This is a genomic window from Bacillus sp. S10(2024) (assembly GCF_050473865.1).
Taxonomy (GTDB): domain Bacteria; phylum Bacillota; class Bacilli; order Bacillales; family Bacillaceae_G; genus Bacillus_A.
This window is the reverse complement of sequence record NZ_JBFLUR010000002.1, coordinates 738,506-760,758: the sequence shown is the minus strand read 5'-3', so window position 1 is coordinate 760,758 and position 22,253 is coordinate 738,506. Positions and strand designations below refer to the sequence as shown.

22 protein-coding genes and 2 pseudogenes are annotated in these 22,253 nt (G+C 34.8%); 8 read left to right on the top strand and 16 right to left on the bottom strand.

Going from position 1 to position 22,253, the window contains the following annotated elements:
* Positions 1-41 precede the first annotated feature (41 nt).
* Positions 42-782: a LytR/AlgR family response regulator transcription factor gene (locus AB1280_RS03905; protein WP_272191250.1), complete on the bottom strand. Its 741-nt coding sequence runs from the start codon at positions 780-782 to the stop codon at positions 42-44.
* Positions 760-2,526: a LytS/YhcK type 5TM receptor domain-containing protein gene (locus AB1280_RS03900; protein WP_429754928.1), complete on the bottom strand. Its 1,767-nt coding sequence runs from the start codon at positions 2,524-2,526 to the stop codon at positions 760-762. The genes AB1280_RS03905 and AB1280_RS03900 overlap by 23 nt, the downstream gene beginning before the upstream one ends.
* 576 nt (positions 2,527-3,102) lie before the next feature.
* Between AB1280_RS03900 and AB1280_RS03895 the strand changes: the two are divergent.
* Together AB1280_RS03895 and AB1280_RS03890 are read left to right on the top strand one after the other, a co-directional pair.
* Positions 3,103-3,435, top strand: a pseudogene (locus AB1280_RS03895) (hypothetical protein); the annotation flags it as partial.
* A gap of 4 nt (positions 3,436-3,439) precedes the next feature.
* Entirely contained in the window at positions 3,440-3,805 is a 366-nt protein-coding gene (locus AB1280_RS03890) for a hypothetical protein (RefSeq protein WP_429754927.1), read from the top strand.
* A 40-nt stretch (positions 3,806-3,845) separates the two neighbouring features.
* Here the strand turns inward: AB1280_RS03890 and AB1280_RS03885 are convergent, their stop codons facing one another.
* From AB1280_RS03885 to AB1280_RS03875, 3 genes are all read right to left on the bottom strand, one after another.
* Positions 3,846-4,202, bottom strand: a complete 357-nt coding sequence (locus AB1280_RS03885) for a hypothetical protein (protein ID WP_429754926.1) — start codon at positions 4,200-4,202, stop codon at positions 3,846-3,848.
* 77 nt (positions 4,203-4,279) lie between these two features.
* A complete protein-coding gene (locus AB1280_RS03880) occupies positions 4,280-6,235 on the bottom strand; it encodes a M56 family metallopeptidase (protein ID WP_429754925.1) in 1,956 nt (651 codons plus the stop codon).
* Positions 6,232-6,633 carry a BlaI/MecI/CopY family transcriptional regulator gene (locus tag AB1280_RS03875; RefSeq protein WP_429754924.1) on the bottom strand — a complete coding sequence of 134 codons (402 nt, stop codon included), beginning with the start codon at positions 6,631-6,633 and terminating at the stop codon, positions 6,232-6,234. The genes AB1280_RS03880 and AB1280_RS03875 overlap by 4 nt, the downstream gene beginning before the upstream one ends.
* 168 nt (positions 6,634-6,801) lie before the next feature.
* Here AB1280_RS03875 and AB1280_RS03870 point away from each other — a divergent pair.
* Both AB1280_RS03870 and AB1280_RS03865 read left to right on the top strand, forming a co-directional pair.
* Positions 6,802-7,142: pseudogene (locus AB1280_RS03870) on the top strand (IS4 family transposase); the annotation flags it as partial.
* Positions 7,143-7,304: 162 nt separating this feature from the next.
* Entirely contained in the window at positions 7,305-8,816 is a 1,512-nt protein-coding gene (locus AB1280_RS03865; RefSeq protein ID WP_429754923.1) for a DUF5050 domain-containing protein, read from the top strand.
* 131 nt (positions 8,817-8,947) lie between these two features.
* Here AB1280_RS03865 and AB1280_RS03860 read toward each other — a convergent pair whose 3' ends face one another.
* The 3 genes from AB1280_RS03860 to acnA form a co-directional block, all read right to left on the bottom strand.
* On the bottom strand, positions 8,948-9,091 hold the full coding sequence (locus AB1280_RS03860; RefSeq protein WP_272191199.1) for a group II intron maturase-specific domain-containing protein: 144 nt from the start codon (positions 9,089-9,091) through the stop codon (positions 8,948-8,950).
* 241 nt (positions 9,092-9,332) lie between these two features.
* Entirely contained in the window at positions 9,333-9,977 is a 645-nt protein-coding gene (locus tag AB1280_RS03855) for an alpha/beta family hydrolase (protein WP_272191251.1), read from the bottom strand.
* Between the two features lie 219 nt (positions 9,978-10,196).
* Positions 10,197-12,920 carry an aconitate hydratase AcnA gene (gene acnA, locus AB1280_RS03850; protein ID WP_429754922.1) on the bottom strand — a complete coding sequence of 908 codons (2,724 nt, stop codon included), beginning with the start codon at positions 12,918-12,920 and terminating at the stop codon, positions 10,197-10,199.
* A gap of 282 nt (positions 12,921-13,202) precedes the next feature.
* Between acnA and sspO the strand changes: the two genes are divergently transcribed.
* Positions 13,203-13,352, top strand: a complete 150-nt coding sequence (sspO, locus tag AB1280_RS03845) for a small acid-soluble spore protein O (RefSeq protein ID WP_020063103.1) — start codon at positions 13,203-13,205, stop codon at positions 13,350-13,352.
* 34 nt (positions 13,353-13,386) lie between these two features.
* On the opposite strand, the gene AB1280_RS03840 is transcribed toward sspO, so the two are convergent.
* Complete coding sequence (locus tag AB1280_RS03840; protein WP_429757263.1) at positions 13,387-14,055, bottom strand: polysaccharide deacetylase family protein; 669 nt, start codon at positions 14,053-14,055, stop codon at positions 13,387-13,389.
* Positions 14,056-14,158: 103 nt separating this feature from the next.
* A complete protein-coding gene (locus AB1280_RS03835) occupies positions 14,159-14,425 on the bottom strand; it encodes a hypothetical protein (RefSeq protein WP_272191202.1) in 267 nt (88 codons plus the stop codon).
* A 207-nt stretch (positions 14,426-14,632) separates the two neighbouring features.
* Between AB1280_RS03835 and AB1280_RS03830 the strand changes: the two genes are divergently transcribed.
* Both AB1280_RS03830 and AB1280_RS03825 read left to right on the top strand, forming a co-directional pair.
* Positions 14,633-14,779 carry a small acid-soluble spore protein P gene (locus AB1280_RS03830; protein WP_020063100.1) on the top strand — a complete coding sequence of 49 codons (147 nt, stop codon included), beginning with the start codon at positions 14,633-14,635 and terminating at the stop codon, positions 14,777-14,779.
* Between the two features lie 148 nt (positions 14,780-14,927).
* Positions 14,928-15,311 carry an Hsp20/alpha crystallin family protein gene (locus tag AB1280_RS03825; RefSeq protein WP_272191203.1) on the top strand — a complete coding sequence of 128 codons (384 nt, stop codon included), beginning with the start codon at positions 14,928-14,930 and terminating at the stop codon, positions 15,309-15,311.
* A gap of 127 nt (positions 15,312-15,438) precedes the next feature.
* On the opposite strand, the gene AB1280_RS03820 is transcribed toward AB1280_RS03825, so the two are convergent.
* Both AB1280_RS03820 and AB1280_RS03815 read right to left on the bottom strand, forming a co-directional pair.
* The gene (locus AB1280_RS03820) at positions 15,439-16,677 is read right to left on the bottom strand and encodes an MDR family MFS transporter (protein ID WP_429754921.1); all 1,239 of its coding nucleotides are present in this window, start codon (positions 16,675-16,677) and stop codon (positions 15,439-15,441) included.
* 87 nt (positions 16,678-16,764) lie between these two features.
* A complete protein-coding gene (locus AB1280_RS03815) occupies positions 16,765-17,157 on the bottom strand; it encodes a hypothetical protein (protein WP_272191253.1) in 393 nt (130 codons plus the stop codon).
* Between the two features lie 287 nt (positions 17,158-17,444).
* On the opposite strand from AB1280_RS03815, the gene AB1280_RS03810 reads away from it, so the two are divergent.
* A complete protein-coding gene (locus tag AB1280_RS03810; RefSeq protein ID WP_272191205.1) occupies positions 17,445-18,653 on the top strand; it encodes an alanyl-tRNA editing protein in 1,209 nt (402 codons plus the stop codon).
* 19 nt (positions 18,654-18,672) lie between these two features.
* On the opposite strand, the gene AB1280_RS03805 is transcribed toward AB1280_RS03810, so the two are convergent.
* The 4 genes from AB1280_RS03805 to AB1280_RS03790 all read right to left on the bottom strand — a co-directional run bounded on the left by AB1280_RS03805 (position 18,673) and on the right by AB1280_RS03790 (position 21,952).
* Entirely contained in the window at positions 18,673-18,957 is a 285-nt protein-coding gene (locus AB1280_RS03805; protein ID WP_429757262.1) for an HAD hydrolase-like protein, read from the bottom strand.
* 89 nt (positions 18,958-19,046) lie between these two features.
* Positions 19,047-19,229 (bottom strand): HAD hydrolase-like protein, encoded by a 183-nt coding sequence (locus tag AB1280_RS03800; protein ID WP_272191206.1) that lies wholly within the window; start codon positions 19,227-19,229, stop codon positions 19,047-19,049.
* 110 nt (positions 19,230-19,339) lie between these two features.
* The gene (locus AB1280_RS03795) at positions 19,340-20,953 is read right to left on the bottom strand and encodes a long-chain fatty acid--CoA ligase (protein WP_272191207.1); all 1,614 of its coding nucleotides are present in this window, start codon (positions 20,951-20,953) and stop codon (positions 19,340-19,342) included.
* Positions 20,954-21,301: 348 nt separating this feature from the next.
* Positions 21,302-21,952, bottom strand: a complete 651-nt coding sequence (locus AB1280_RS03790; protein ID WP_272191208.1) for a 2OG-Fe(II) oxygenase — start codon at positions 21,950-21,952, stop codon at positions 21,302-21,304.
* Positions 21,953-22,253 lie beyond the last annotated feature (301 nt).

Genomic DNA, 22,253 nt, shown 5'->3' with positions numbered 1-22,253 from the left:
CAATTACAGAAAAGGAAGGATGAAATGCAAAAAGCTGCTCGTTAAATACGAAGCAGCTTCTTTAATTCTTTTGCATATGTGCGGCTTACAGGCACTTTTGAATCCTCTTTCATAATTAAATTATACGTAGAGTTAAACCACGGCTGGATTTCAGAAATATGATTTACATTTACGATAAAACTACGATGAACACGCTGAAAATTCGTTTGCAGCAATTTCTTTTCTAAAATGGCAAGTGTATCGTATGTCACATACGTATCACAAATCGTTTTCACAATTACTTTTCCGTCCAACAATCCAGCATATACGATATCTTCTATATTCACTAATACAATCGATTCATCAATAGGTAGCGCTAATTTTTCCATTCTGCTAGATACATTGGGCGCATGTACTTCTTGTTTTTCCGCCATTTCATGCTGTTTTCGTTTTTTAAATTTCTTAATCGCTTGAACAATGCGCTCTTCGTCAAACGGCTTTAAAATATAATCTAAAGCATCTACTTCAAAAGCCTGAATGGCATATTGATCATAGGCCGTTGCAAATACAATAGCAGGTGGATTTTTCATCTTCTTTAGTATATTAGCAATCTCAAATCCATTATCATCCGACAGCTGAATATCTAAAAAAACAAGATCCGGTTTACTTTCTATCAACTTCTCTAACGCTTCTTCTACACTGTCTGCCTCGTCAATAATATCGACCTCTTTCGTTCGATATAATAAATATTTTAATTCGTCACGCGCTAACATTTCGTCATCAATTACTAATATTCTCAATATCGCTTCCCCCTTTTCTTTGAATTGGAATCGTAAAGGAAATCTCCGTCCCTACTTCTAGTCTACTTACAATATGAAGCGTTGTATCTTTTCCAAACAACCCTATTAACCGTTCATTAATATTATATAATGCTGTTCCCGTTCCTTTTTTTGACGATACAACTGCTTTTCCTAACCGCTCTAATCGCTCTGGTTCAATCCCTTGACCGTTATCTTTTACTTTGAAATGTACGCTGTTTCGCTTAGCATAAACATGAATTTCAACTTGGCATATCGGCTGTTTTTTAGAAAATGCATGACGAAGAGCATTTTCTACTAATAATTGCAGCACAAACGGTGGAAGCAAAATAGTATGCAGTTCGTCTTCAATGTACATTTTCACTTCATATTTATTCGGAAATCTTGCTTGTTCTAACGACAAATACGCATGTACATGATTTAATTCCTGTTCCAACGGAATAAGAAGCTGCCTTGCACCTTGTAAATTGCAGCGAAAATACACGCTTAGCTGCAACAATAGTTTTCTTGCTTTCTCTACATCTGTACGACATAAAGCAGAGACTGTATTAATCGCATTAAAAAGAAAATGAGGGTTAATTTGTGCTTGCAGCGCCTTTATTTCCGCATCTTGCAATAATTTACTTTGCAGTTCTGCTTCTCCAAGCTCAAGCTGCGTTGAAAAGATTTTTGCTAATCCTTCTGCCAGCTCTTCCTCAACGGGGCTTAATGAATTCGGATTTTTAAAATAAAGCTTTAACGTACCAATGGTCTTTCCATGAGATGTGAGCGGAATCACGATTGCCGCTTGTAATGAACACCCTTCATGCGGACAATTAATCTCCTCGCGCGACTTTGCTTTCATAATCTCTCCGCCCTTTAACACCTCTTTGGACAATTCAGTAATTAAGCTATGGGAAGGAATATGATGATCAGATCCTACTCCAACATGTGCTAATATTTTTTCTGTATCTGTTAAAGATACTGCATCTGTTCCTGTAAAGCGATGGATAATTTGTGCCACATGCGTACATGATTCTTCCGTTAACCCTTGGCGAAAATACGGAAGCGTTTTATCAGCAATGAGCAATACTTTATGCGTTTGTAATGCCTTCGTATGCTCTTCTTGTCGTATAATGGACTGAATCATTGACAATAGAATATAACTTCCAAAACCATTTACAATAATCATTGGGATTGCAATAGTTTTCACAATGCTCCAGCCGTCATCGATTATGAAAAGAATCATAAGCATTTCCAGCGATACCATACAGATGCTAAGCACTGAAGAAAACTTTGGGGTTATAACGCGATTCCATTTTTGATATAAATAGCCAATATAACCTGTCACAATACCAGCTAAAATAGAAGAGAGTGCACAGCTTAATGCAGTCGTTCCCCCGAGCACATAACGATGAATACCAGATATAAATCCTACTCCTATTCCAACAATTGGACCTCCAAGTAACCCGCTAATCCCAATTCCCATAATACGCGTATTCGCAATCGTACTAGAAGAAGAGACGCCCCGTAGCCAGTTGTCATTCAAAATCGTATTACCAGAAATCTCAATCCCTGTGTAGTTGCTTACAATTGTAAATAATGAAAATATGCCAATTAACATAAAGCTTCCCTTATAGCCTTCTTGCTTATACAGTAGCCAACGGAACACCTTAATATGCGAAAGTAAATATCCTAAAATGACGATTAAACCAACGCGTTCAATCATCATCAATAATAAATTCCCCATTTTATGTCCTTCCTTCATGTATTTTTCATTCAATATAGTACATCATTATGTCTATCAAGGTCTATATATAACAGAAGGAAATAGGTGTCAAAAAGGCTGTTATATCAATATTTTCAAGCAATCTCATTACTTAAAAAAATACAACTCCAAACCCTTTCGGACACTGAACATTAGTTTAATCCACTATCCAAATTTGGACAACCAAAACCATACCTACATCAAATTGATGTTAGCACAACAATTGTTGTATAAAAAAATAGCGACTTCCCACAAGGGAGAGAAAGCCCCTTTTTTGCTTATCTCTGTTCTTGTTCTATTGCCAATAACCCAGTGGCTCAAACCCAACAGCTTTAATAAAAAAGGACTCCTAAAAATTGAGGGACGAAAAAACATCATACTGCTATGTATGCCATTTCTCACCTAGACGAAACATTCGATGCTGTAAAACAAGCTATTTCTGATTCGTGGAATCAAGATGTTGTAAACGGAGATTGGAATAGCAGAGCTAAATGTTTTGGAAATGTAGAGGCCCAAGTCGAGCTAGCAACTGTTCAATTAGTGGCAGGAACAAAAGGTGCTGATAAAATTTCAAAATTAGGTAACTTAGAAATTGCATCTCAACTCATTGAAAAAGGTTTAACTATTTGTAATGATTTAAAAAATAAAGAATATCAATATCGCTTTAAAATTTTAGAAAAGATGAACAATACATCTATCACTACAGAATTGAAAAACGCTGTATCAGCAGGAGTTTCATACTTTAAAAAAGAAGAATTATGGAATTGTATTGAAGAATATGCAGAACGACTAGCCAATAAATTTTATGCAGAAGAAAATCATATGAAGGCTAGTAAATATTTTTATATGAGTAATGAAGCAAGAAAAAGGTTATCAGTAAAAGGGCGTTAAAATGATGAAAAAGCTTAGATTAACGGTTACAGGATTAGTGCTAATTGGAATTATAGCTTTTAATGTTACAACATTAAACAAAGGTGACACCAATATAGGTGACGGTGGTATTATCAGTAATAAATCTGTAAAAGATCCTGGTGGTTTTGGTGTTATAAGTAATAAATCTGTAGGAGATCACGGTGGTTCCCCTTCTTATGAACATGGTGATACACCATCACCATGCCAACAAGCTAAGGTTTTGAAGTACCCCCTAAACGAAAATTTTCTTTCTCTACAGGTAGTTACTTTGAGAAGTCAGCTCATTTTTTTTCGTTTTGGGGCGTTTATTTTTCTTAAGTTGATGGGCCTATGGCGCTATCCTATTTAGAAAGAGATATTATCTTTCACCAGCACTTCTTGTTTAATAATTACATGAAAAAAAGCTTCCAATGTATTGGATCAGTTACTAATATGTAAACTATTACAACATCATAAAACCCTGAAACTATAAACAAGACGAGAGATGTTAAGATACATATTCCTGCATATCCTCCATTGTCCTCTGAAACATAATATGCAATCAATCCGAATACAAAAGACATCACAAGGAATACCATCTGTAAAATATCAAGTACAATCGATATTCTCATCTCAGCAGGAGTAAAATTACTGCCCGCATCATCAGCAGAATAGTTATAATTCCCATATAAAAATATTAATGCCCAAGTAATAAAAAACAACATCATACAAAGTAATGCTAAGGTGTTATATTTGTTTGAACGCATTTCTTTTCCTCCTAGTATTTAGGCTTAATATAACTAAAAGGTGTTCTAAAGATATAAACCTTCAAAACACCTCTTTATTATTTCAGCATTGAAAGCATTATTTTTTCCAGTTCCACTTTATTTACATTCCTATCGAACACTGCTTCCCCTGGATTGTCTAAACTATGATTAATAATGACAATTTGATACGCACTATTTTTCCCTTTTGCAGGAACAATCATCTTCATACCTTGTAAATTACTATGTGAGTTATGAGTAGAGTAGAATACTTGATTGCCTTCTAATTCGTATTGTTCAATGTTTTCTTCTACTACAAACAAATGATGGAACGGATCTTTACTTTCTCCGAATACTTGTGATTGAGAAATTGTATAATTTCCTTTTCCGTTCGCATATTCTAATTTAATAACTAATTCTGGTTTTCTTTTAAGGTAATAACCCACCTTTTCGTCCTTGAGGGTGTATCCTTCAATTGTATAAGCTGGCTTCTTAATTTGGAAATCCACATGTTGCTGCGCTTCTTCAACTGTATATGTTAGATACTTCCCTACCTTATCCTCATAAAGTTTAGATTTATTACGAAGTTCATTTAATTTTTCACGATTTTCTACGCTTAAACGCTCTTCTTTAACCTCTTTTATATTCCCTTGGAATTTTTCAGGCATGTTTACTTTAATTAATCCTTTTTTCTCAATATGTAATATCTCTTTATATAACTGCACATACTTCTCAAATTCTTCTTTTGTTAAAGCCTTTTCAGCATGGTATAAAAAGTCCGTTCGACTTTCATATGTTCTTTTTGAGAAACCCCACTCTTTTCTCGCATTTTCTTCTGTACCAAATAGCCTGTCTACAGCATTTTGGAAAGCATCTTTAGATTTCTGACTTTTTTCTATCGTTTGTCCCTTCTGCCTTTGATCTCCTTCTATTACAGGTGCATTGAATAAAGAAATAGATGCAACAGCAACTATTGCAATAATTCCAAGCACAGACCAGCGATATGATTTCTTTTGGAATTTCTTAATCATAAGAATTCTCCTCTTTAGCGTTCGTTTATTTCTACTTAAATTGGCTAGATTCGGTGCTTGATAATAACTTGAATAATGTTCTAAAAGAGTAATAATTGTATGTCCATATGCAATTTGTTCCTCTGATTCTATAAAGGTGAGCGCAAATGCATCACAGGCTAGTTCTTGATCTTCTCGCATACATGAATAGGCATACCAAAGAATCGGATTAAACCAATTTAAGATGATTAAACTATACAAAACCCAATTTACAGCTATATCTCTTCGTTTCAGATGAGATAGCTCATGGTAAAAAATATATTGTAGTTGTTGCTCATTCAATACTTTCATATGTCTGCTTGATAATAATACTCTCGGGCGAAAAAGCCCAAAAACAGTCGGACTTGAGATTTTCCCAGCCAACCGTAATGGAATTTGCTTTTTAATTCCCATAGATTGTTTACAGTTTTCAAAAATCCCAACAATTTTTTCATCCGTAATATTGGATTGCTTTTTTATGTAAGAATATAATCGTCTATTCGTAATACAAGTTATTGTCGCTAGAATAGCAACTCCAAAAAGCCAAATATATAACGTAACTTTATAAACGGAAAATGTAGTATCTTCTTTCTTTTTATTACTATCTATTTGGTCACTCTCTTTCATTGCATTTACGGAGTTAGATTTGTAATTATCTCCTTTTGTAGCTACTGAATGATTCGCTTTATCTTCTGACACGCTTTTTTGTTGTATAGCTGGAGTAGTATCCTTTTGAAAAATCTCAGACACGCCAGAGCTATATGAAAGAAGAGAATAAATACTATAGGAACTATCTGGTAACCATGGTAATAGAAGTCTTACAATTAAAATCATCCATAACATGTACTGCCATCGCGGAGTTATCTTGTTTCTAAGCAAGATTTTGACACATAAGATTAATCCGACTAATATACTTGCCATAATTGATGTTTCTATCACCCAATCAAAAAATCGAGGTAGATAGACATTTACAAACATATCTATCATCCTCTATCCTTCCTCTGACTTTCCACAGTCTTCTCATCCAGAATACGTTTGAGTTCGTTAATATCTTCTGAAGAAAGTTTTTCTTCTTTTAAGAAATTCACAAGTAAAGGTTTAAATGCTGCACCACAGAAACTTTTGAGGAACGATTTGGTTTCTACTTGCAGATAACTATCTTGCGACACTAAAGGATAATATGCATACATACGCCCTTTATCCTGATGGTAAGAAACAGCCTCTTTTTGGACTAATCGATTAATAAGCGTTCGAATCGTTTTCGGTTTCCAATTCATCGTTTCATCAAGTACTTCAATTACTTCATTGGCTGTTTGAGGCGACCTTGACCAAAGAACTTTCATGATTTCCAATTCAGCTTCCGATATTTTAGGTAATTTCTTCATTTTATAGAATTCCACCCCTCGTATTACATTTGTAATCTATAATTAAATATTACGAATGTAATCGCGTAATGTCAACCATATTTTGGATTTATAAATACATTTCCATGAAAATCAAGAAATTAATCCCAAAAATAATAAAAATACGCTATTCTTTCTATAGAATCATAGGAAAGAATAGCGTGTTTGTATGGGGAACTAATTGCCATTCTACTCTGTCCTCTATTATGTTTCAAATGCGGAAATTACTTCTCATAAAGAGGAAACAAGAGCTAAGTGAATATAAAACTATGTATATGATTAAAGACTATTTTTCTCTTCTGCTCCAAACTATACAAAAAGACACCTAGGAACTATCAAAGATTTTGCTTCGTCTGTTTAACCTCCTACAACACAACGGACGAAAATCTCATCGATACGAGAAAAAAACAGTCTTTGATATATTATGTTTTGAATATTTATACAAAAAACAGCGATATCAGTACATGCACATAAAATTACTGTTTTTTTGAGTTTAACATTTTGTGCCTTTTGTAAAACTAATTCTTGTTATCGGCTTCAAATGGAAAATAAACAGAAAATTGTTTTTATTCACAAAAGCACGTATAATCAAACGCAAGTAGACAATTACTACCAATATTTAATTCTATTGAAATATCATAAGGAGGCAAACAATGGGGAACATTTATGAAAAAACAATAGTTATTATTGCAACCATGGCCATTTCAATTTCTCTTTTTGGTTGTGAAGCAGAAAACAAAACAGCAAATACAACAAATGTCAAGAAAGAAAAAAAGGATACACAAACTGATTCAATAGTACAGCAGCAAATAAAAGAGGCTGAAAAAAGAGGAAATACGGTTGGGAACATTTCTAACAAAGGGAAAATGGTCGAAAGTGATGGTTGGATTTATTATGCGGTCAATGGAAGTAAGAATACAAAAGGTATTTATCGTACAAAGGATTATTTTCAAACATCAGAACTTTTAGTAAAAGATGTAAATGCCTCTTATATAAATATAAGCAATCAATCTTTATATTTTATCCATATGGCGACAAATGATAATACAGGTTCAAATGAACTGCCTTCTTTAATGAAGTATGACATTTCAGCTAAAAAACTCGATACATTGAAAACAGATACAAGTTACGTATATATAAAAGATCAAACTTTGTTTTATCCGAAAAAATACTCGGAGCATGGTGGTTTTGATATTGTAGGGATTATAAAAATGGATTTGAAAACAGGACAAGAAGAGGAAACTACACCTAAATACACTGGTTGGGCTCAAACAATAGATGATAGTATTCTACATTGGAATAAAAATCGTGGAAGACAGGTTACCAAGAATAACAAAACCTGGTCAAAGGAAAAGTATGCAGAAATATCTAGTGCGGTATATCATGATGAAAAACTATATGCTGTTGTAGATTTTTCGCTCCCTTTTGAAGCACATAAAGCTACGCACGGTATATACGAGTTAGACGTTCAGCAAAATACAGAAAAGCTATTAATACAGGACGTCTTACAGATGAACATAACAGGGGATACTTTTTATTATGTAAAAAATGACGGTGTGTATAAGAGAAAAATCAATGGTGGAAGTGAAGAATTAATCTATAACAAAGCTCTTGAACCTTCTAAATCTTATTTATATTTTATAGCAGGAGATATGTATCTATATACAGATAATGGCGTTATTTTAAATCTGAAGACAAAAAAATCAAATGAAATAAAAGATAAACCGTTACCTAATGACGCAATGTTAAACAAAGTATTAAATGCACAAAAAGAACTCACCTATATCCAAACGAGAGCATTCACAGGGAATTCAAAATCAATGGGGCGTTTTTCGTACGGGGAATTGCTCATCCCCGCATATAATACAAAAAAAGCGTTAGAAACTACATTGTCTACATATTTCTCAAAACAATTTATTACGGAATATATGCAAAGTGAATATGTAAAAGAAATAGACGGAAAAATGCACTATGTTATTGGAGATCCAAGTTCAAAAGCTGCAACTAAATATATAAAGATTACTTCTTCTCAATTAAAGGATGGTAAGTTAGCAGCAAAAGTGGAGACATATAACGAGTATGCAAATGTAACAAAAGATGTAGAAATAGAATTCAGTTATGAAAATAATCAATGGGTGATAAATAAAATGCCAAGTTTTGAGTAGAGTAGAAAACTGAAACAAATTTCTTTGGTTTTCAGTTTATTCTAGCTTCCTACTTTCACGAGTGTGTATGGTATTTTCTTTATCATGTCCTTAAAACGACCATGTTTCTTTCGAATATTTCTTTGCTTGTTTCAGAAAAGATTGAATCTCTCTAGAACGTACCAGTCTATTTTGCTAAGCCATTTCTGAACAATTGGAGATAAGCTGTAGTAATTTTTAAATCCTTGTAAGATTCGATTTAACCCTTTCACCAACTCATTCAGTTGTAAGTACAATTTATTTCTAGGCTCTGTGTACTTCTGGATATCAAGCCATGTTCCTTGCTGCTGCGATTGCAGTCGTTATTGCTATGCTAGCCATGGTATTTGTGAAACCAGGAAAACAGCAACCTGCATCTTCAGGTGCTGAAAGTTTAAAAGCATAATAATGCAACTCTTTGAATAGTAACGGGGTTAAATTTGAAGTACAAAATGCAAAAGAGGTGCAATTAGCACTTTTGATCCTATCAGTTTATCACTAATTTGTCCTAACGGTTTCTTGGAGTTTTTCTATTACCCTTGATAAAGCTAAAATTGAATTTGTTGTTTCATATTCTCCAACATTTAAGGAATGATTTGCATTTTGAATTACATCAACTTTTAAATTCGATTTACTTAATTGGTCAATTTGATTTGCATTGTAATAATGATCTTTATCCCCGATGACGAAAAGCCCTTGATGTTGACTATTCAAGATTGAGTCAAAGATCGAATCAAAATTTATTAGAGGAGTAAATAAAATCATTTTTGACTTTAGGAATTCTTCTCTCTTCATTAAGTCATTCGCGATTGGTATTGTTCCGAGTGATTTTCCTAAAAAAATAGAATTGTCATATTGTCCATTTTTTAAAACATCTAAAATCACAGGATTAATATCATCCATCATTATCTTTGTTATCTTTTCAATATTATTTTTCGTTGGTTGCTCATTATAGGAGTAATGGACATGGACAATATCAATTTTATTTTGGAGCATTGCCATTGTCGCGTAATAAAACAATGGTTTATCGTAATTGTAACCTGAACCTGAAAACATAAAGCAAATCGTTTTGGAACCCATTTCGAAATGTGTATAACGAATCGATTTGTCGTTTATTTGTAGCTCTTTTTTATTTCCTTTCATCATTGTTCCCTCCGAAACTTTTATAATATAACAACAAAAATTACCGATTGTTTTATTTCCTTTATGTCAAAAATCTTTTTAACGATACCGAGCCGATTCGCAATTATAAAAAAAGAGAAGATAACTTTCGTTAGCTTCCCTTTTTCATACAGTGTAAATATTTATACTAATCTAGAAACTACTAAACTATTGTTCATTTAAAATTATTGAAATCTAAACTTAGTTAGAAACCTTAGACTCTTCTAATTTCTCACGAAGAACCATTTGTAAGATACCGCCGTGACGGTAGTAGTCGATTTCTACTTCGCTGTCGAAGCGTGCTACAACTTCAAATTGTTTTTTGTTTCCATCAAGGTCAGTTGCAACTACTGTTACAAGGTCGCGTGGTTTTACTGTTTTATCGATTTGAATTTCAAATGACTCTTGACCAGTAAGACCTAATGTTTCTGAGCTTTCACCATCTTTAAATTGTAATGGTAATACGCCCATTAATACTAGGTTACTGCGGTGGATACGCTCGAAGCTTTCTGCGATAACTGCTTTGATGCCTAAAAGGTTTGTACCTTTTGCAGCCCAGTCACGTGAGCTTCCCATACCGTAGTCTTTACCAGCGATTACAAGAAGACCTGTGCCGTCTTGTTTGTATTTCATTGCTGCATCATAGATAGATGTCACTTCGCCTGTTGGCCAGTATGTTGTGAATCCACCTTCTGTGCCAGGTGCGATTTGGTTTTTAATGCGGATGTTCGCAAATGTACCACGCATCATAACTTCATGGTTACCACGGCGAGAACCGTAAGAGTTGAAGTCAACTGGCTGTACGCCATTTTCTAATAAGTAACGGCCTGCTGGTGTGTTTTTACCGATAGATCCTGCTGGTGAAATGTGGTCTGTTGTTACAGAATCACCAAATTTACCAACAACGCGTAGTCCTGAAAGTGCTTCTACTTCACCTGGTTCTTTAGATAATCCTTCAAAGAACGGTGGGTTTTGGATATATGTTGAGTCATTATCCCAAGTATATAACGCTTCGTTTGAAGTTTGGATTTCGTTCCAACGTTCGTTGCTGTTAAATACTTGTGCATATTCTTTCTTAAATAGTTCAGATGTTACAACATTTTGTACAACTTCTTCGATTTCTGCCGCTGTTGGCCAAATTTCATTAAAGTAAATTGGGTTGCCGTTTGCATCGTTACCGATTGCATCATTTTTCAAGTCGATATCTACTGTACCAGCAAGTGCATATGCAACTACAAGCGGTGGTGATGCTAAGTAGTTTGCTTTTACAAGAGGATGAATACGACCTTCAAAGTTACGGTTACCAGATAATACAGATGTTACTAATAGGTCATTTGCAGCGATTGATTCTTCTAATTCTGGTGCTAATGGGCCAGAGTTACCGATACAAGTTGTACAGCCATAACCTACTGTTTGGAAACCTAATTGATCTAAATAAGTTGTTAATCCAGACTTATCTAAGTATTCCGTAACAACTTTAGATCCTGGTGCTAATGAAGTTTTTACATAACCAGGTACTTTAAGTCCTTTTTCAATTGCTTTTTTCGCAACTAAACCTGCACCAATTAATACATATGGGTTAGATGTATTTGTACAGCTTGTAATCGCAGCAATTGCAATTGCACCTGTTTTCATCGTTACTTCTTCATCTTCTAATACTACTTTCACTTCTTTATCAAATTCTTGCTCTGCGAAGCCAAATCCTTGGTTACCAACCGGTGCCACAACAGCTTTACGGAACTCATCTCTCATGTTAGAAAGAGGAATTAAGTCTTGTGGACGTTTCGGACCAGAAAGGTTAGACTCAATTGTATTTAAATCAATTTCAACAAGATCTGTATAGATTGGATCTTGACTATCAGCTGTATAGAATAAGCCGTTCGCTTTACAATATTCTTCAACGATACGAATTTGTTCTTCGCTTCTTCCTGTTAAACGTAAGTAATCTAATGAAATATCATCGATTGGGAAGAATCCACAAGTCGCGCCGTACTCTGGTGCCATGTTAGAAATTGTTGCACGGTCAGCTAGTGGCATACTTTGTAAACCGCTACCGAAGAATTCAACGAATTTTCCAACTACACCTTTTTGACGTAATACTTGTGTTACTTTTAATGCAACGTCTGTTGCTGTTGTACCACTTGGAAGTGTACCTGTTAATTTCACACCGATTACTTCTGGTACTGGGAAGTATGAAGGCTGTCCAAGCATTCCAGCTTCTGCTTCAATACCACCAACGCCCCATCCAAGAACGCCAATACCGTTAATCATCGTTGTATGAGAATCTGTTCCTACTAATGAATCTGGGTATGCAACAAGTTCACCTTCAGCATTTTTCACTGCATGCACAACTGGCGCTAAATACTCAAGGTTTACTTGGTGAACGATACCTGTTGCTGGTGGAACTGCACGGTAGTTATCAAATGATTTTTGTGCCCAGCTCAAAAATTTATAACGTTCTTCATTACGTTTGAATTCTAAATCCATGTTAAATTGAAGCGCATCTGCTGAACCCGCTCTATCAACCTGTACAGAATGGTCAATAACAAGATCAACTGTAATTTCTGGATTGATTTTATCAGGATCTCCGCCCATATCTGCCATTGCTTTACGAAGAGAAGCTAAATCAACAACAGCTGGAACTCCTGTAAAGTCTTGTAAGATAACGCGAGATGGTTTAAACGGTACATCGATATCTTGAATATCTTTCGTTCCCCATTTCGCTAAATTTTCAACATGTTCATCTTTAATAACACGGCCATCAACTTGACGAAGTACTGACTCAAGTAATACTTTAACCGAATAAGGTAATTTAGAAACATTACCTACCCCTGCATTTTCAAGCGCTTTCAAACTATAATAGTGATACGTGTTTCCATCTACTTCAAATGTTGCGCGAGTGTTAAATGGATTGTGTTTTACCATTATGGTTACCCCCCTGTTAAACGTGACTGAAATTGTCTGAATATAAAATGTAGACGAATTTTTCAATACCTTACGATAATATATTATTACAACTTAAAGGATAAGTAAACAATAAGAAACTTATGGTTTATCATAAGTTTTCTTTATAACCTCGTTGCTGTATAATAATTTTCCCGTTAACAGATACTATTCCTATAAAGTGAAACTTCTTTTAAGAAGGTATTTTACTTTATAAATGAACCGAACTATTCAAATTCTCATGGCTGACTAAGGGGGATAATAATGGGAAAACGTAAAGCAAACCATGTCATTCCTGGAATGAATGCTGCCTCTGCACAAGGACAAGGTACAGGATACAATGAGGAATTTTCGAATGAGCCATTAACACCTGCACAACGCCAAAACAATAAAAAGCGTAAAAAGAATCAATAACTCAAAATCCCAAAAGATAATCTTTTGGGATTTTTCAATGCTTGTACTTTAATAACTCTGACACTTTCACAAAGCGATACCCTTGTTTTTGTAAGACTGGCAAAATTTCTTTTAATGCTTCAACAGTTTGACTTCTATCAGCTCCGCCGTCATGTAGTAAAACAATATCACCACTTCTTGCATTGCTTAGTACATGTTGTACAATTTTATCTTTCCCAGGATTAGACCAATCCTTTGGGTCCTGGTGCCATGACCATAATACAATTTGATATCCTGCTTCTGTCGCTGTTTTAAACACCGATTCATTAATATAACCACCAGGTGGACGGAAAAGGAGTGGTTTCTCTACCCACTTTTCCAAATATTTTTTCCCCTCTAGAATATCATTCTCGAGCTTTTGTCCATTTGTATTCCGTGCATACAAATGGTTCATTGTATGATTTCCAATTTCATGACCATCTTTTAGTACTTGTTTGATTAAATATGGATTACGCTGAACTCTGAAGCCAATCATAAAAAAAGTCGCTTCTGCGTGGTATTCGCGTAATACATTTAAAATTTGCGGTGTATATGTAGGATCCGGACCATCATCGAAAGTAATTGCTATTATTTTCTCATTCGTTGGTACTTCCCACGTTACATAACCAGTAGGCTCTAACTCTTTTCTCATTAACATCTTTGCATCGACTTTCTCAATTTCCATCAAGCTTAACACTATGATTAGACAACTGATTATAATGCGGTTCGTTTTATTTATCATTATTACCTCTTTTTATGTGAAAAGGCTGCTGAGGAAGCTCAACAACCTAATAATCACGCGCTTCCTCCACATTTTGCATAATCTGCCCTAAATCTTGTTCATACTGTTGTAATTGCGTTCGCTGTGTTTCAGAAGCAACTTCTAATGCATTTTGGATTTGTTCATATGCTTCTTGCACTTCTTGACGTAAATGTTTTAAGTCCTGGGCATAATTCGGATCGTTTTTCACAATGTTGTTATACACGTTTTCTGCATCTGTTATTCCTTGCTGCGCAGCTTGAAATGCTTGTTGTTTATCCTTGTGGTACGGCATAATCATTCCCCTTTCTGTCATTACTCTCCATTATCTTTTACCTTTTTCTCAAAAAACATTCTCGTATAAATTTATGAAGTTCTCTCATCCTAAGATAAAGCGAAACTTTAGGCGTAGTGCTCTTCCTCAGCTGATACGTTTCGCTAATCGAGCTTTATCGTTGATTTGATTAATCGCTAAAGCTTAATAAAAAGAGGGGTAGTATAAATGGAGAAAAACAACAGCAAATCCATTCGTAAAAATTCACCGCAAGGACAGGTTTCTGGCGGACAACCGGAACCATTAAGCGGATCACACAAAGTAAAAAATCGAAAACATTCCCGCCAAAAAAATCACGCTCACCATGATATGTAAAAAAATAGACAGTGCATGTGCACTGTCTATTTATCATATATTTATACTATCTCCCCTTTTTGAAAAGCACATTTCCTCTTTCCTTTTCACCTCTAATTTCAAAGTGAATATCGTATTATGAATGAAATTTTACGGAGGTTTTCTTACAATGGGCAAGCAAAAGAAAAAAGACTGCCTTTTTCATGTTGATGGCTTTGAAGAATGGATGAATCAATTTTGCTCCGATTTATACACAAACTCCCCCTCACCAAACGATATTCACGTTGACCTTTTTGAAACAGAACAAGAATATATTTTAGAAGCTGATATCCCGAACATAGTTGAGCAAAATATTTTTATTAAAAAGATGGAGACAGGTCTACAAATTAACATATCTAATAATAATTCCGCCTTGCAGCATATGATTTTCTTACCAGCTACTATTATATATAAAAAAATGTTAGCCTATCTTGAAAATGGTCTTCTTGCCATTCACATATCTAAAACAGAAGCAGCGCAACTAACAGAAAGAACTGTTCTCCTTATAAAATAATTGTATACAAATTTATTAAGTCATATAAGAAATGCCCTTTCTGCAACCGAAAAAATATAAATGTATACGAAAAAAGGTGGCTGATTACAATTATCCACCTTTTTCATTTCGGAACCTTAATTCTAAATCACATTACATTTGTACTTCCTATTTTTTCTTCCATCGTTCTTTTACGAAGCAAACTTCTCGTCAATAAAAGAATTGGAAATGCAAGCATAGAAAAAATCGCCAAAATTACAAAAATCGTAAAACCACTGTGATAACCGTAATAATCTAACAGAAGCCCACCAAACCATGGCCCAATAACAGATCCGATCCCTGAAAATCCCATTGCCCCAAAATATGTTCCCTTTAAATTCGCAACCGCAATTTGATCAATAAACACATCTGTCATGCAAAACATTAATACTTCTCCAATTGTAAATATGACCGTCCAAACAAAAACAGCCCACATTGATTCCGCGAATCCAAATCCACATAATCCTGTACTAACAAATATTGTACCGATCATAATTGATACGAGCGGTGTATATTTTTTACAAACTTGAATGAGTGGGTACTGAACGATTACTACAGTAATTGCGTTTAATGCTAATGCATAAGAAAATAATTCCACTCCATTTTCAAATAGATGAGACTTCGCAAAATATTGAGAAAGCGTTGATGAAAACTGTGCGTATCCTGCTGTACTAATAATAATTCCAATTAATGCAACTAAAAAAACAATGTCTTTTCTTATAATGCGCAAGGAATCTATAAACGTAACTCGTTCTCTCTCTTCTGTTTTTTCCTCTCCAACATGATACTTTCGAAATTGTAATACAAGTATAATTGTATAAAGAACATACATAATAGCCGCTATAAAAAATGGTGTTGTTGATTCAGCACTGCCAATCTGAAGACCAACAAGTGGTCCAATCGCAACACCAACATTAATAGCACCGTAACGTAAGTTAAACACCATTAAGCGGTGCTCCGGTTTTGTTAAATCAGATAATAAAGCGCGGGACGTTGGTTCAAAAAATGAACGACACATCCCATTTAGTGCATTTAGGAGGAAAAATGCAGCAACATGCTCCGCAAATCCAAACCCAATAAAGACAAGAATCCAAACTATAATAGAGGATAACATAATCTTCTTTCGCCCGTAACGATCTGATAAATTCCCGCCAATAAAACTTGCAAATACCCCCACTAATGCACTTGTTCCAATAATTGCTCCTGTAACGCCTGCTGATATTTCTTTTGCATTCGTTAAGTAAATTGCTAAAAACGGAATACTCATCGATGTTGCAAATCTTGCAAATAATGTTCCAAAAATGATAGTCATCCCAATTGGATGAATGCTTCCTAACTTCCCCTTCATCTCTTTCACCTTCTCTATATCTAAATGCAACGTAAAGAAAAAGAAAGCTGAAAAACAGCTTCCTTTGAAACCATAATTTTCATTTTCTTAAACACGAACTGTTCGTTTCAGCTCCATATCAATACCATATGTAAACTGTAATTCTTTTAATACTTCCTCTACTAAAATATTCACATTATGTTTACTATTAAATTCTGCTACATAGTTCTCTACTTCTTCATGTGTATAAGCATATTCTCCAGAAATGAAACTTTTCATATCAAAACATTCATTGATGCAAAGTTGAACGAGGAGCTGATCATACATAGAAACTATCTCTTCTTTTTTCCATAATAATTCTTTCACATATAACCGATCAAATATTACACTTTCACGGTTACATTCTTTTAAATGACGGGTCATTTCATTCAATTCTCGATATAGTTCAGAAATATTTGTGTTTAGATGAATCAGTTTGCGTACGCCATTTTCATACAACATATCATCCACCCCCGTTATGTCCCCTTTTTCTCATTATAGCAAGAAAATTCTAAAAAAGAGAATTTTTCTTATGAAATATTAGGAAAATTATACGTAGTGTTTTACAATAGAACTATATATGTCCATTTTAATTTTTCGACATATAAGTCGCTGCTATGTAGAATACAACAGGACTGCCATTAGCTTTCTCCTTTTGCTTTAAACCTTTCCTGCGGGAGAAAAAAGTGGGGTTTTATGTCGATTTTTAAATTTATATTTATAAAGCTAAGTTTGAAAGGAGTAAGGTTGTGAATCACAAATTATTTTATAAAGATCCATATTTACAAACCTTTACAGCTCAAATTACAAAACAGGAACGTGACAAAGACGACAATTTATATGTTGTATTAACACAAACAGCTTTTTATCCAACGGGCGGTGGTCAGCCCCATGATACAGGGCAATTAAATGACACTCCTGTTATAAATGTGGAAGAAATAGATGGTGAAATTCGTCATTACATTACTGAAGTGATTCATACAAATGAAGTAACGGGATATGTTTCTTGGAAACGTCGTTTCGATCATATACAACAACATGCCGGGCAGCATATTTTGTCCGCGATATTTTGGGATCACTTCAATATTCCAACGATCGGTTTTCACCTAGGAAGAGAAATTGTAACAATTGATTTAGAAACTTCTGACCTCTCTTTCGAAATAGCTGAGGAAGCTGCAAATCTTGCAAATCAAATTGTCCTTGAAAACCGTCCAATTACAGTTCGGTGGGTAAATCTAGAAGAAGCAAAGCAACTTCCTTTGCGAAAAGAACCAACTGTAACAGAAAATATTCGTGTTGTGATTATTGAAAATCTTGATTTTAACGGATGTGGTGGTACGCATCCAAAACAAACGGGCGAAGTCGGCCCAATTCAAATTATCAATTGGGAGCGTCATAAAGGAAACATTCGCCTTACATTTGTTTGCGGATGGCGTACAATTGAACTAATGCAGCGCAATCATTTCCTCTTGAAAGATGCCGCACAGCATTTACATAGTAAAGAAAGCAATATTGCAAACAAAATAAAACAGCTCCTTTCTGCTCAAAAGGAAAATGAAAAAGCGTTGCAAGCAGCCAATGAAAAACTCATTCTTGTAGAAGCAAATGAATTGTTACAGCAAGCAGAAGAAACTTCATATGGCAAACAAATTGCCGTTATCTATACAGAGCGTTCTATGCAGGAACTTGCTAAATTAGCAGCTATCCTTACAGAGAAAGATGACCACGCCATTACATATCTTGTTACACAAAACGGCGAAAACTTACAATGCATTTGTGCATGTGGTCCAGCCGTTAAGCTAAATATGAATACCCTTTTAAAAACAGCCCTTCCTCTAATAGAAGGAAAAGGCGGAGGGAATCCAAAAAGCGCACGCGGCGGCGGTAAAGCAACTGTGACAGGCGAAGCATTTTTATCACACCTTATTCATACGCAAAAAGAAACACAAGAAGCATAAATTGCTTCTTGTGTTTCTTTTATATTTGCATACTCTTCTCCTTCAGAATATGAAATAACTGATGATATGAATCAATGTAATAATCTGCGCCTGGGATTGCTTCGTTTTGAAAAGCACATGTTGTAATTCCTAGTTTTGTAGCCGGTATAATGTCTAACTCACGATCTCCCACAACGAAATTGATAGCATATTTCTTTTGCATATGAACATATGATTCTGGATTTGGCTTTTTAAGAAATCCATCTTCCCATCCATAATATTTTAATATCCGCAATACTTCTTTCTTCGAATTATGAGTTACAATACAATTACGATGCGCTCTTTGTAATACTTTTTCTACTCTAGGAAACGGTTGATACTCTCATGGATGCACAGACCTTTCCATGAGAATATTTAATCAATTTGTTGCTGTGATAACCCATAATATTTTACTGCATGTGTAAATGAAATCTTTAAATGTTTCATAATATCATCTTCATGTATGTGTTCTTCTACAACTCTTTTAAACATACGTACAAATACACGATAACTATCTACTAAAGTACCATCAAAATCCCACATTATATTTACTTTCATACACATTCTCCATTGATAACGATGTATAAAGTCACATACCTTCTTATTATAATTTTTCATACATACGCTATTTTACACTACTAACAAAATATGATTATCTTTACAAAAAATTAATCTTCTATATAGAATTCCTCTAGTTCTTTTCGAAGTGCTTGCTTCAAAAATTTCCCGACTGAAGTTTTTGGAATTTCTTTCAGAAAAACAATCTCATCTGGTAACCACCATTTTGCAAATTGCGGTTTTAAAAAGTCATATAATTCTTCTTTTGTAACAGATTGATCTTGTTTTACAACAACGCATGCAACAGGACGCTCTTGCCACTGTTTATGAGGAACTGCGACAACAGCCGCCTCAAATATTGCTTCATGTGCCATTAAGGCATTTTCTAAATCAACAGATGAAATCCATTCTCCTCCGCTTTTGATTACATCTTTCGTACGATCAACAATCTTAATACATCCCTCTTCATCCACCGTAACGACATCTCCTGTATATAACCATCCATCTCGAAATCCATCTACTGTTCGTTCGTCTTTATAATAACTTGCCGCAATCCAAGGAGCACGTAAACACAGCTCGCCCATTTGCTGTCCGTCCCATGCTACCTCTCCTTTTTCTCCAACAACTTTCATCTCTACACCAGGCACTAAATAACCCTGCTTCGCCCGTATTGTAAGTTGTTCTTCATAAGGTAGTTCGCGTTCATAACTTTTCAAACGTGCAAGCGTAACAAGCGGACTTGTTTCTGTCATTCCATATGCATGTACGAACGGAACATTGTATTTTTGTTCAAATGCTGCAATCACACTTTTCGGCGCAGCTGCTCCGCCGCATAAAAATCGTCTTATATTTGATAAATCATAACAATTTTTTTCTAATTCTTGCAGCACACCAAGCCAAATTGTTGGAACACCAGCTGCGATTGTTACTTTTTCTTCCTGCATCATTTCTAATAAAATCTTCGGTGTAAACATCGGCCCAGGAAGAACTTGCTTGGATCCAAACCATGTTGCTGCAAACGGCAATCCCCAAGCGTTTACATGAAACATTGGAACAATCGGCATAGCAGCATCACTTTCAGAAACTGCCGTTGTATCTGCAAGTCCAAGCGACATACTATGCAAAACAGTACTGCGATGCGTATATACGACGCCTTTCGGATTACCTGTCGTAGCCGATGTATAACACATACCAGCTGGCATATTTTCATCAATATCTTTTAAAAATGGAAAATTAGGATCTCCTTCTTCAAGAAGTTTTTCATAGTGGTATACAGGTTGAAGTGAAGTTTCTGGAAGTTCTTTTTCATCAGTCATGATGATATAAGCTTGTACAGTTGATAATTCCCCTTGAATTTTCTCAATAAGCGGTACCATATCTTCATCTATGAGTAAAATACGGTCCTCTGCATGGTTAATAATATAAGAAATGTGTTGCTGGGATAAACGAATGTTAATCGTATGCAGGACAGCACCAATACCAGGAATCGCAAAATAGGCTTCTACATGACGATGGTGATTCCATGCTAATGTGCCAACTCGTTCCCCTTGCTTCACACCTAATTTTTGCAACGCACTAGACAACCGTCTCGTCCGCTCACCTAACTCCTTATACGTTAATCGTGTAATTGTGCTATGTGTACGAGAGATAATTTCTTTCTTTGGAAATAACTTCTCTGCTCTTTCGATCATCGAATTAATTGTTAATGGGACATCCATCATCATATTTCTTCTCCCCCTTATAAAAACGCTTTCATTATTAAATATTACAAAATGACTTATTAACAGTCCATTACATTCATACAAGCTGCCATAAGTATAAAAATTGAAAGTGTTTTTGTCAATATTTTTAGAAAATTTAGATAAATATTTATATATTTTTTTAAAAAATAAACACGGCTAAACATTAATGTTGATATTGACTAAAAGAGACCCTATTCTGAACTGTACTCCAATTGTTAGATACCAAGAATAATTGGAGGTGCAGTTTTTATGAAGAAATACTCTTTAGAAACCAAATAAGCTTATCTTGACGGTGTGGAGTTCTTTCAAATCACAGCTCAGAGTGATATTTTAATATAAATGCCTTCTTCTCATCCATTGCGTCGCAACCCATTTTTCACCTTTGATAACAGGTGCACTGCCATGTAAAGTGAGTTTGTTTAATGATGTATCCTGATAAAAATATTCGAAATATACCGCCATTCCTTTTTTCGGAGATACAGAAAGGTTGAGTTTGGGAAAGAAAGTCTCTCCGCCTTCTTCTACATCATTTAAATATATGACAAGGGTACTCATACGATTATTATTTGCTGCCGCACTGTTTTCTGCGAAAAAATCATAATGCGCTTTATATTCTTGGCCAACTGTATACTTTAAAATCTGTATCCCTTCTCCATGTTCAATAGGAACATTCATGATCGAAGCGATTCGTCTTTCGATTCTAGTAGTGACCTCACTTTCTTCTAAAAACGTACCACTACTCGTCCGCATGTCATTTATATTGCGCGAAACACCAATTTTAGAACGTTTCATTTTATTCCTAGACATTCCCATTAACATTTCACACTCTTCATCACTTAGTACATTTGCTAACACGACAATAAGAGGCTCTTCTATTCTTGAAATAATTTGAATTTCTCTATCTTCCGTTACAATTGTGTTTCCAATGTGGTTAAAAATCGTGAGTTCCTTATTTTCAGCTGTTCGGTTTTCCTTTGTCATGTTCCCCATCTCCCTTAAAAATGATTGGATAGTATAAATATATCATATTTTTCTTTTTATTCGGTTTTTTAAGAGAATTCAATCAACGACTGTTCTTTATTGTATTTTAACTATTTGCATAAAAAACCTCGACTCACTTTGGAATCGAGGTTCATAATTTTTCTCTCTATCTCATATTACGTTAAGAAGAGTGGGATAAAAACCGAACTCTCGGAGAATTTGAAGGTTTAACGCTCTTCCAATGAATTATTATTAGTCAGCTTTTATTTATCCAGTTTTATTTATACAAGGGAATATTTAA

What these genes read in the sequence shown, in the direction of transcription:
- AB1280_RS03900 (WP_429754928.1), bottom strand. Translation starts at nt 2,526, where the DNA reads ATGGGGAATTTATTATTGATGATGATTGAACGCGTTGGTTTAATCGTC.
- AB1280_RS03890 (WP_429754927.1), top strand. Translation starts at nt 3,440, where the DNA reads ATGAAAAAGCTTAGATTAACGGTTACAGGATTAGTGCTAATTGGAATT.
- AB1280_RS03885 (WP_429754926.1), bottom strand. Translation starts at nt 4,202, where the DNA reads ATGCGTTCAAACAAATATAACACCTTAGCATTACTTTGTATGATGTTG.
- AB1280_RS03880 (WP_429754925.1), bottom strand. Translation starts at nt 6,235, where the DNA reads ATGATAGATATGTTTGTAAATGTCTATCTACCTCGATTTTTTGATTGG.
- AB1280_RS03875 (WP_429754924.1), bottom strand. Translation starts at nt 6,633, where the DNA reads ATGAAGAAATTACCTAAAATATCGGAAGCTGAATTGGAAATCATGAAA.
- AB1280_RS03865 (WP_429754923.1), top strand. Translation starts at nt 7,305, where the DNA reads ATGGGGAACATTTATGAAAAAACAATAGTTATTATTGCAACCATGGCC.
- AB1280_RS03855 (WP_272191251.1), bottom strand. Translation starts at nt 9,977, where the DNA reads ATGAAAGGAAATAAAAAAGAGCTACAAATAAACGACAAATCGATTCGT.
- acnA (WP_429754922.1), bottom strand. Translation starts at nt 12,920, where the DNA reads ATGGTAAAACACAATCCATTTAACACTCGCGCAACATTTGAAGTAGAT.
- sspO (WP_020063103.1), top strand. Translation starts at nt 13,203, where the DNA reads ATGGGAAAACGTAAAGCAAACCATGTCATTCCTGGAATGAATGCTGCC.
- AB1280_RS03840 (WP_429757263.1), bottom strand. Translation starts at nt 14,055, where the DNA reads ATGGAAATTGAGAAAGTCGATGCAAAGATGTTAATGAGAAAAGAGTTA.
- AB1280_RS03835 (WP_272191202.1), bottom strand. Translation starts at nt 14,425, where the DNA reads ATGCCGTACCACAAGGATAAACAACAAGCATTTCAAGCTGCGCAGCAA.
- AB1280_RS03830 (WP_020063100.1), top strand. Translation starts at nt 14,633, where the DNA reads ATGGAGAAAAACAACAGCAAATCCATTCGTAAAAATTCACCGCAAGGA.
- AB1280_RS03825 (WP_272191203.1), top strand. Translation starts at nt 14,928, where the DNA reads ATGGGCAAGCAAAAGAAAAAAGACTGCCTTTTTCATGTTGATGGCTTT.
- AB1280_RS03820 (WP_429754921.1), bottom strand. Translation starts at nt 16,677, where the DNA reads ATGAAGGGGAAGTTAGGAAGCATTCATCCAATTGGGATGACTATCATT.
- AB1280_RS03815 (WP_272191253.1), bottom strand. Translation starts at nt 17,157, where the DNA reads ATGTTGTATGAAAATGGCGTACGCAAACTGATTCATCTAAACACAAAT.
- AB1280_RS03800 (WP_272191206.1), bottom strand. Translation starts at nt 19,229, where the DNA reads ATGAAAGTAAATATAATGTGGGATTTTGATGGTACTTTAGTAGATAGT.
- AB1280_RS03795 (WP_272191207.1), bottom strand. Translation starts at nt 20,953, where the DNA reads ATGATGATGGATGTCCCATTAACAATTAATTCGATGATCGAAAGAGCA.
- AB1280_RS03790 (WP_272191208.1), bottom strand. Translation starts at nt 21,952, where the DNA reads ATGACAAAGGAAAACCGAACAGCTGAAAATAAGGAACTCACGATTTTT.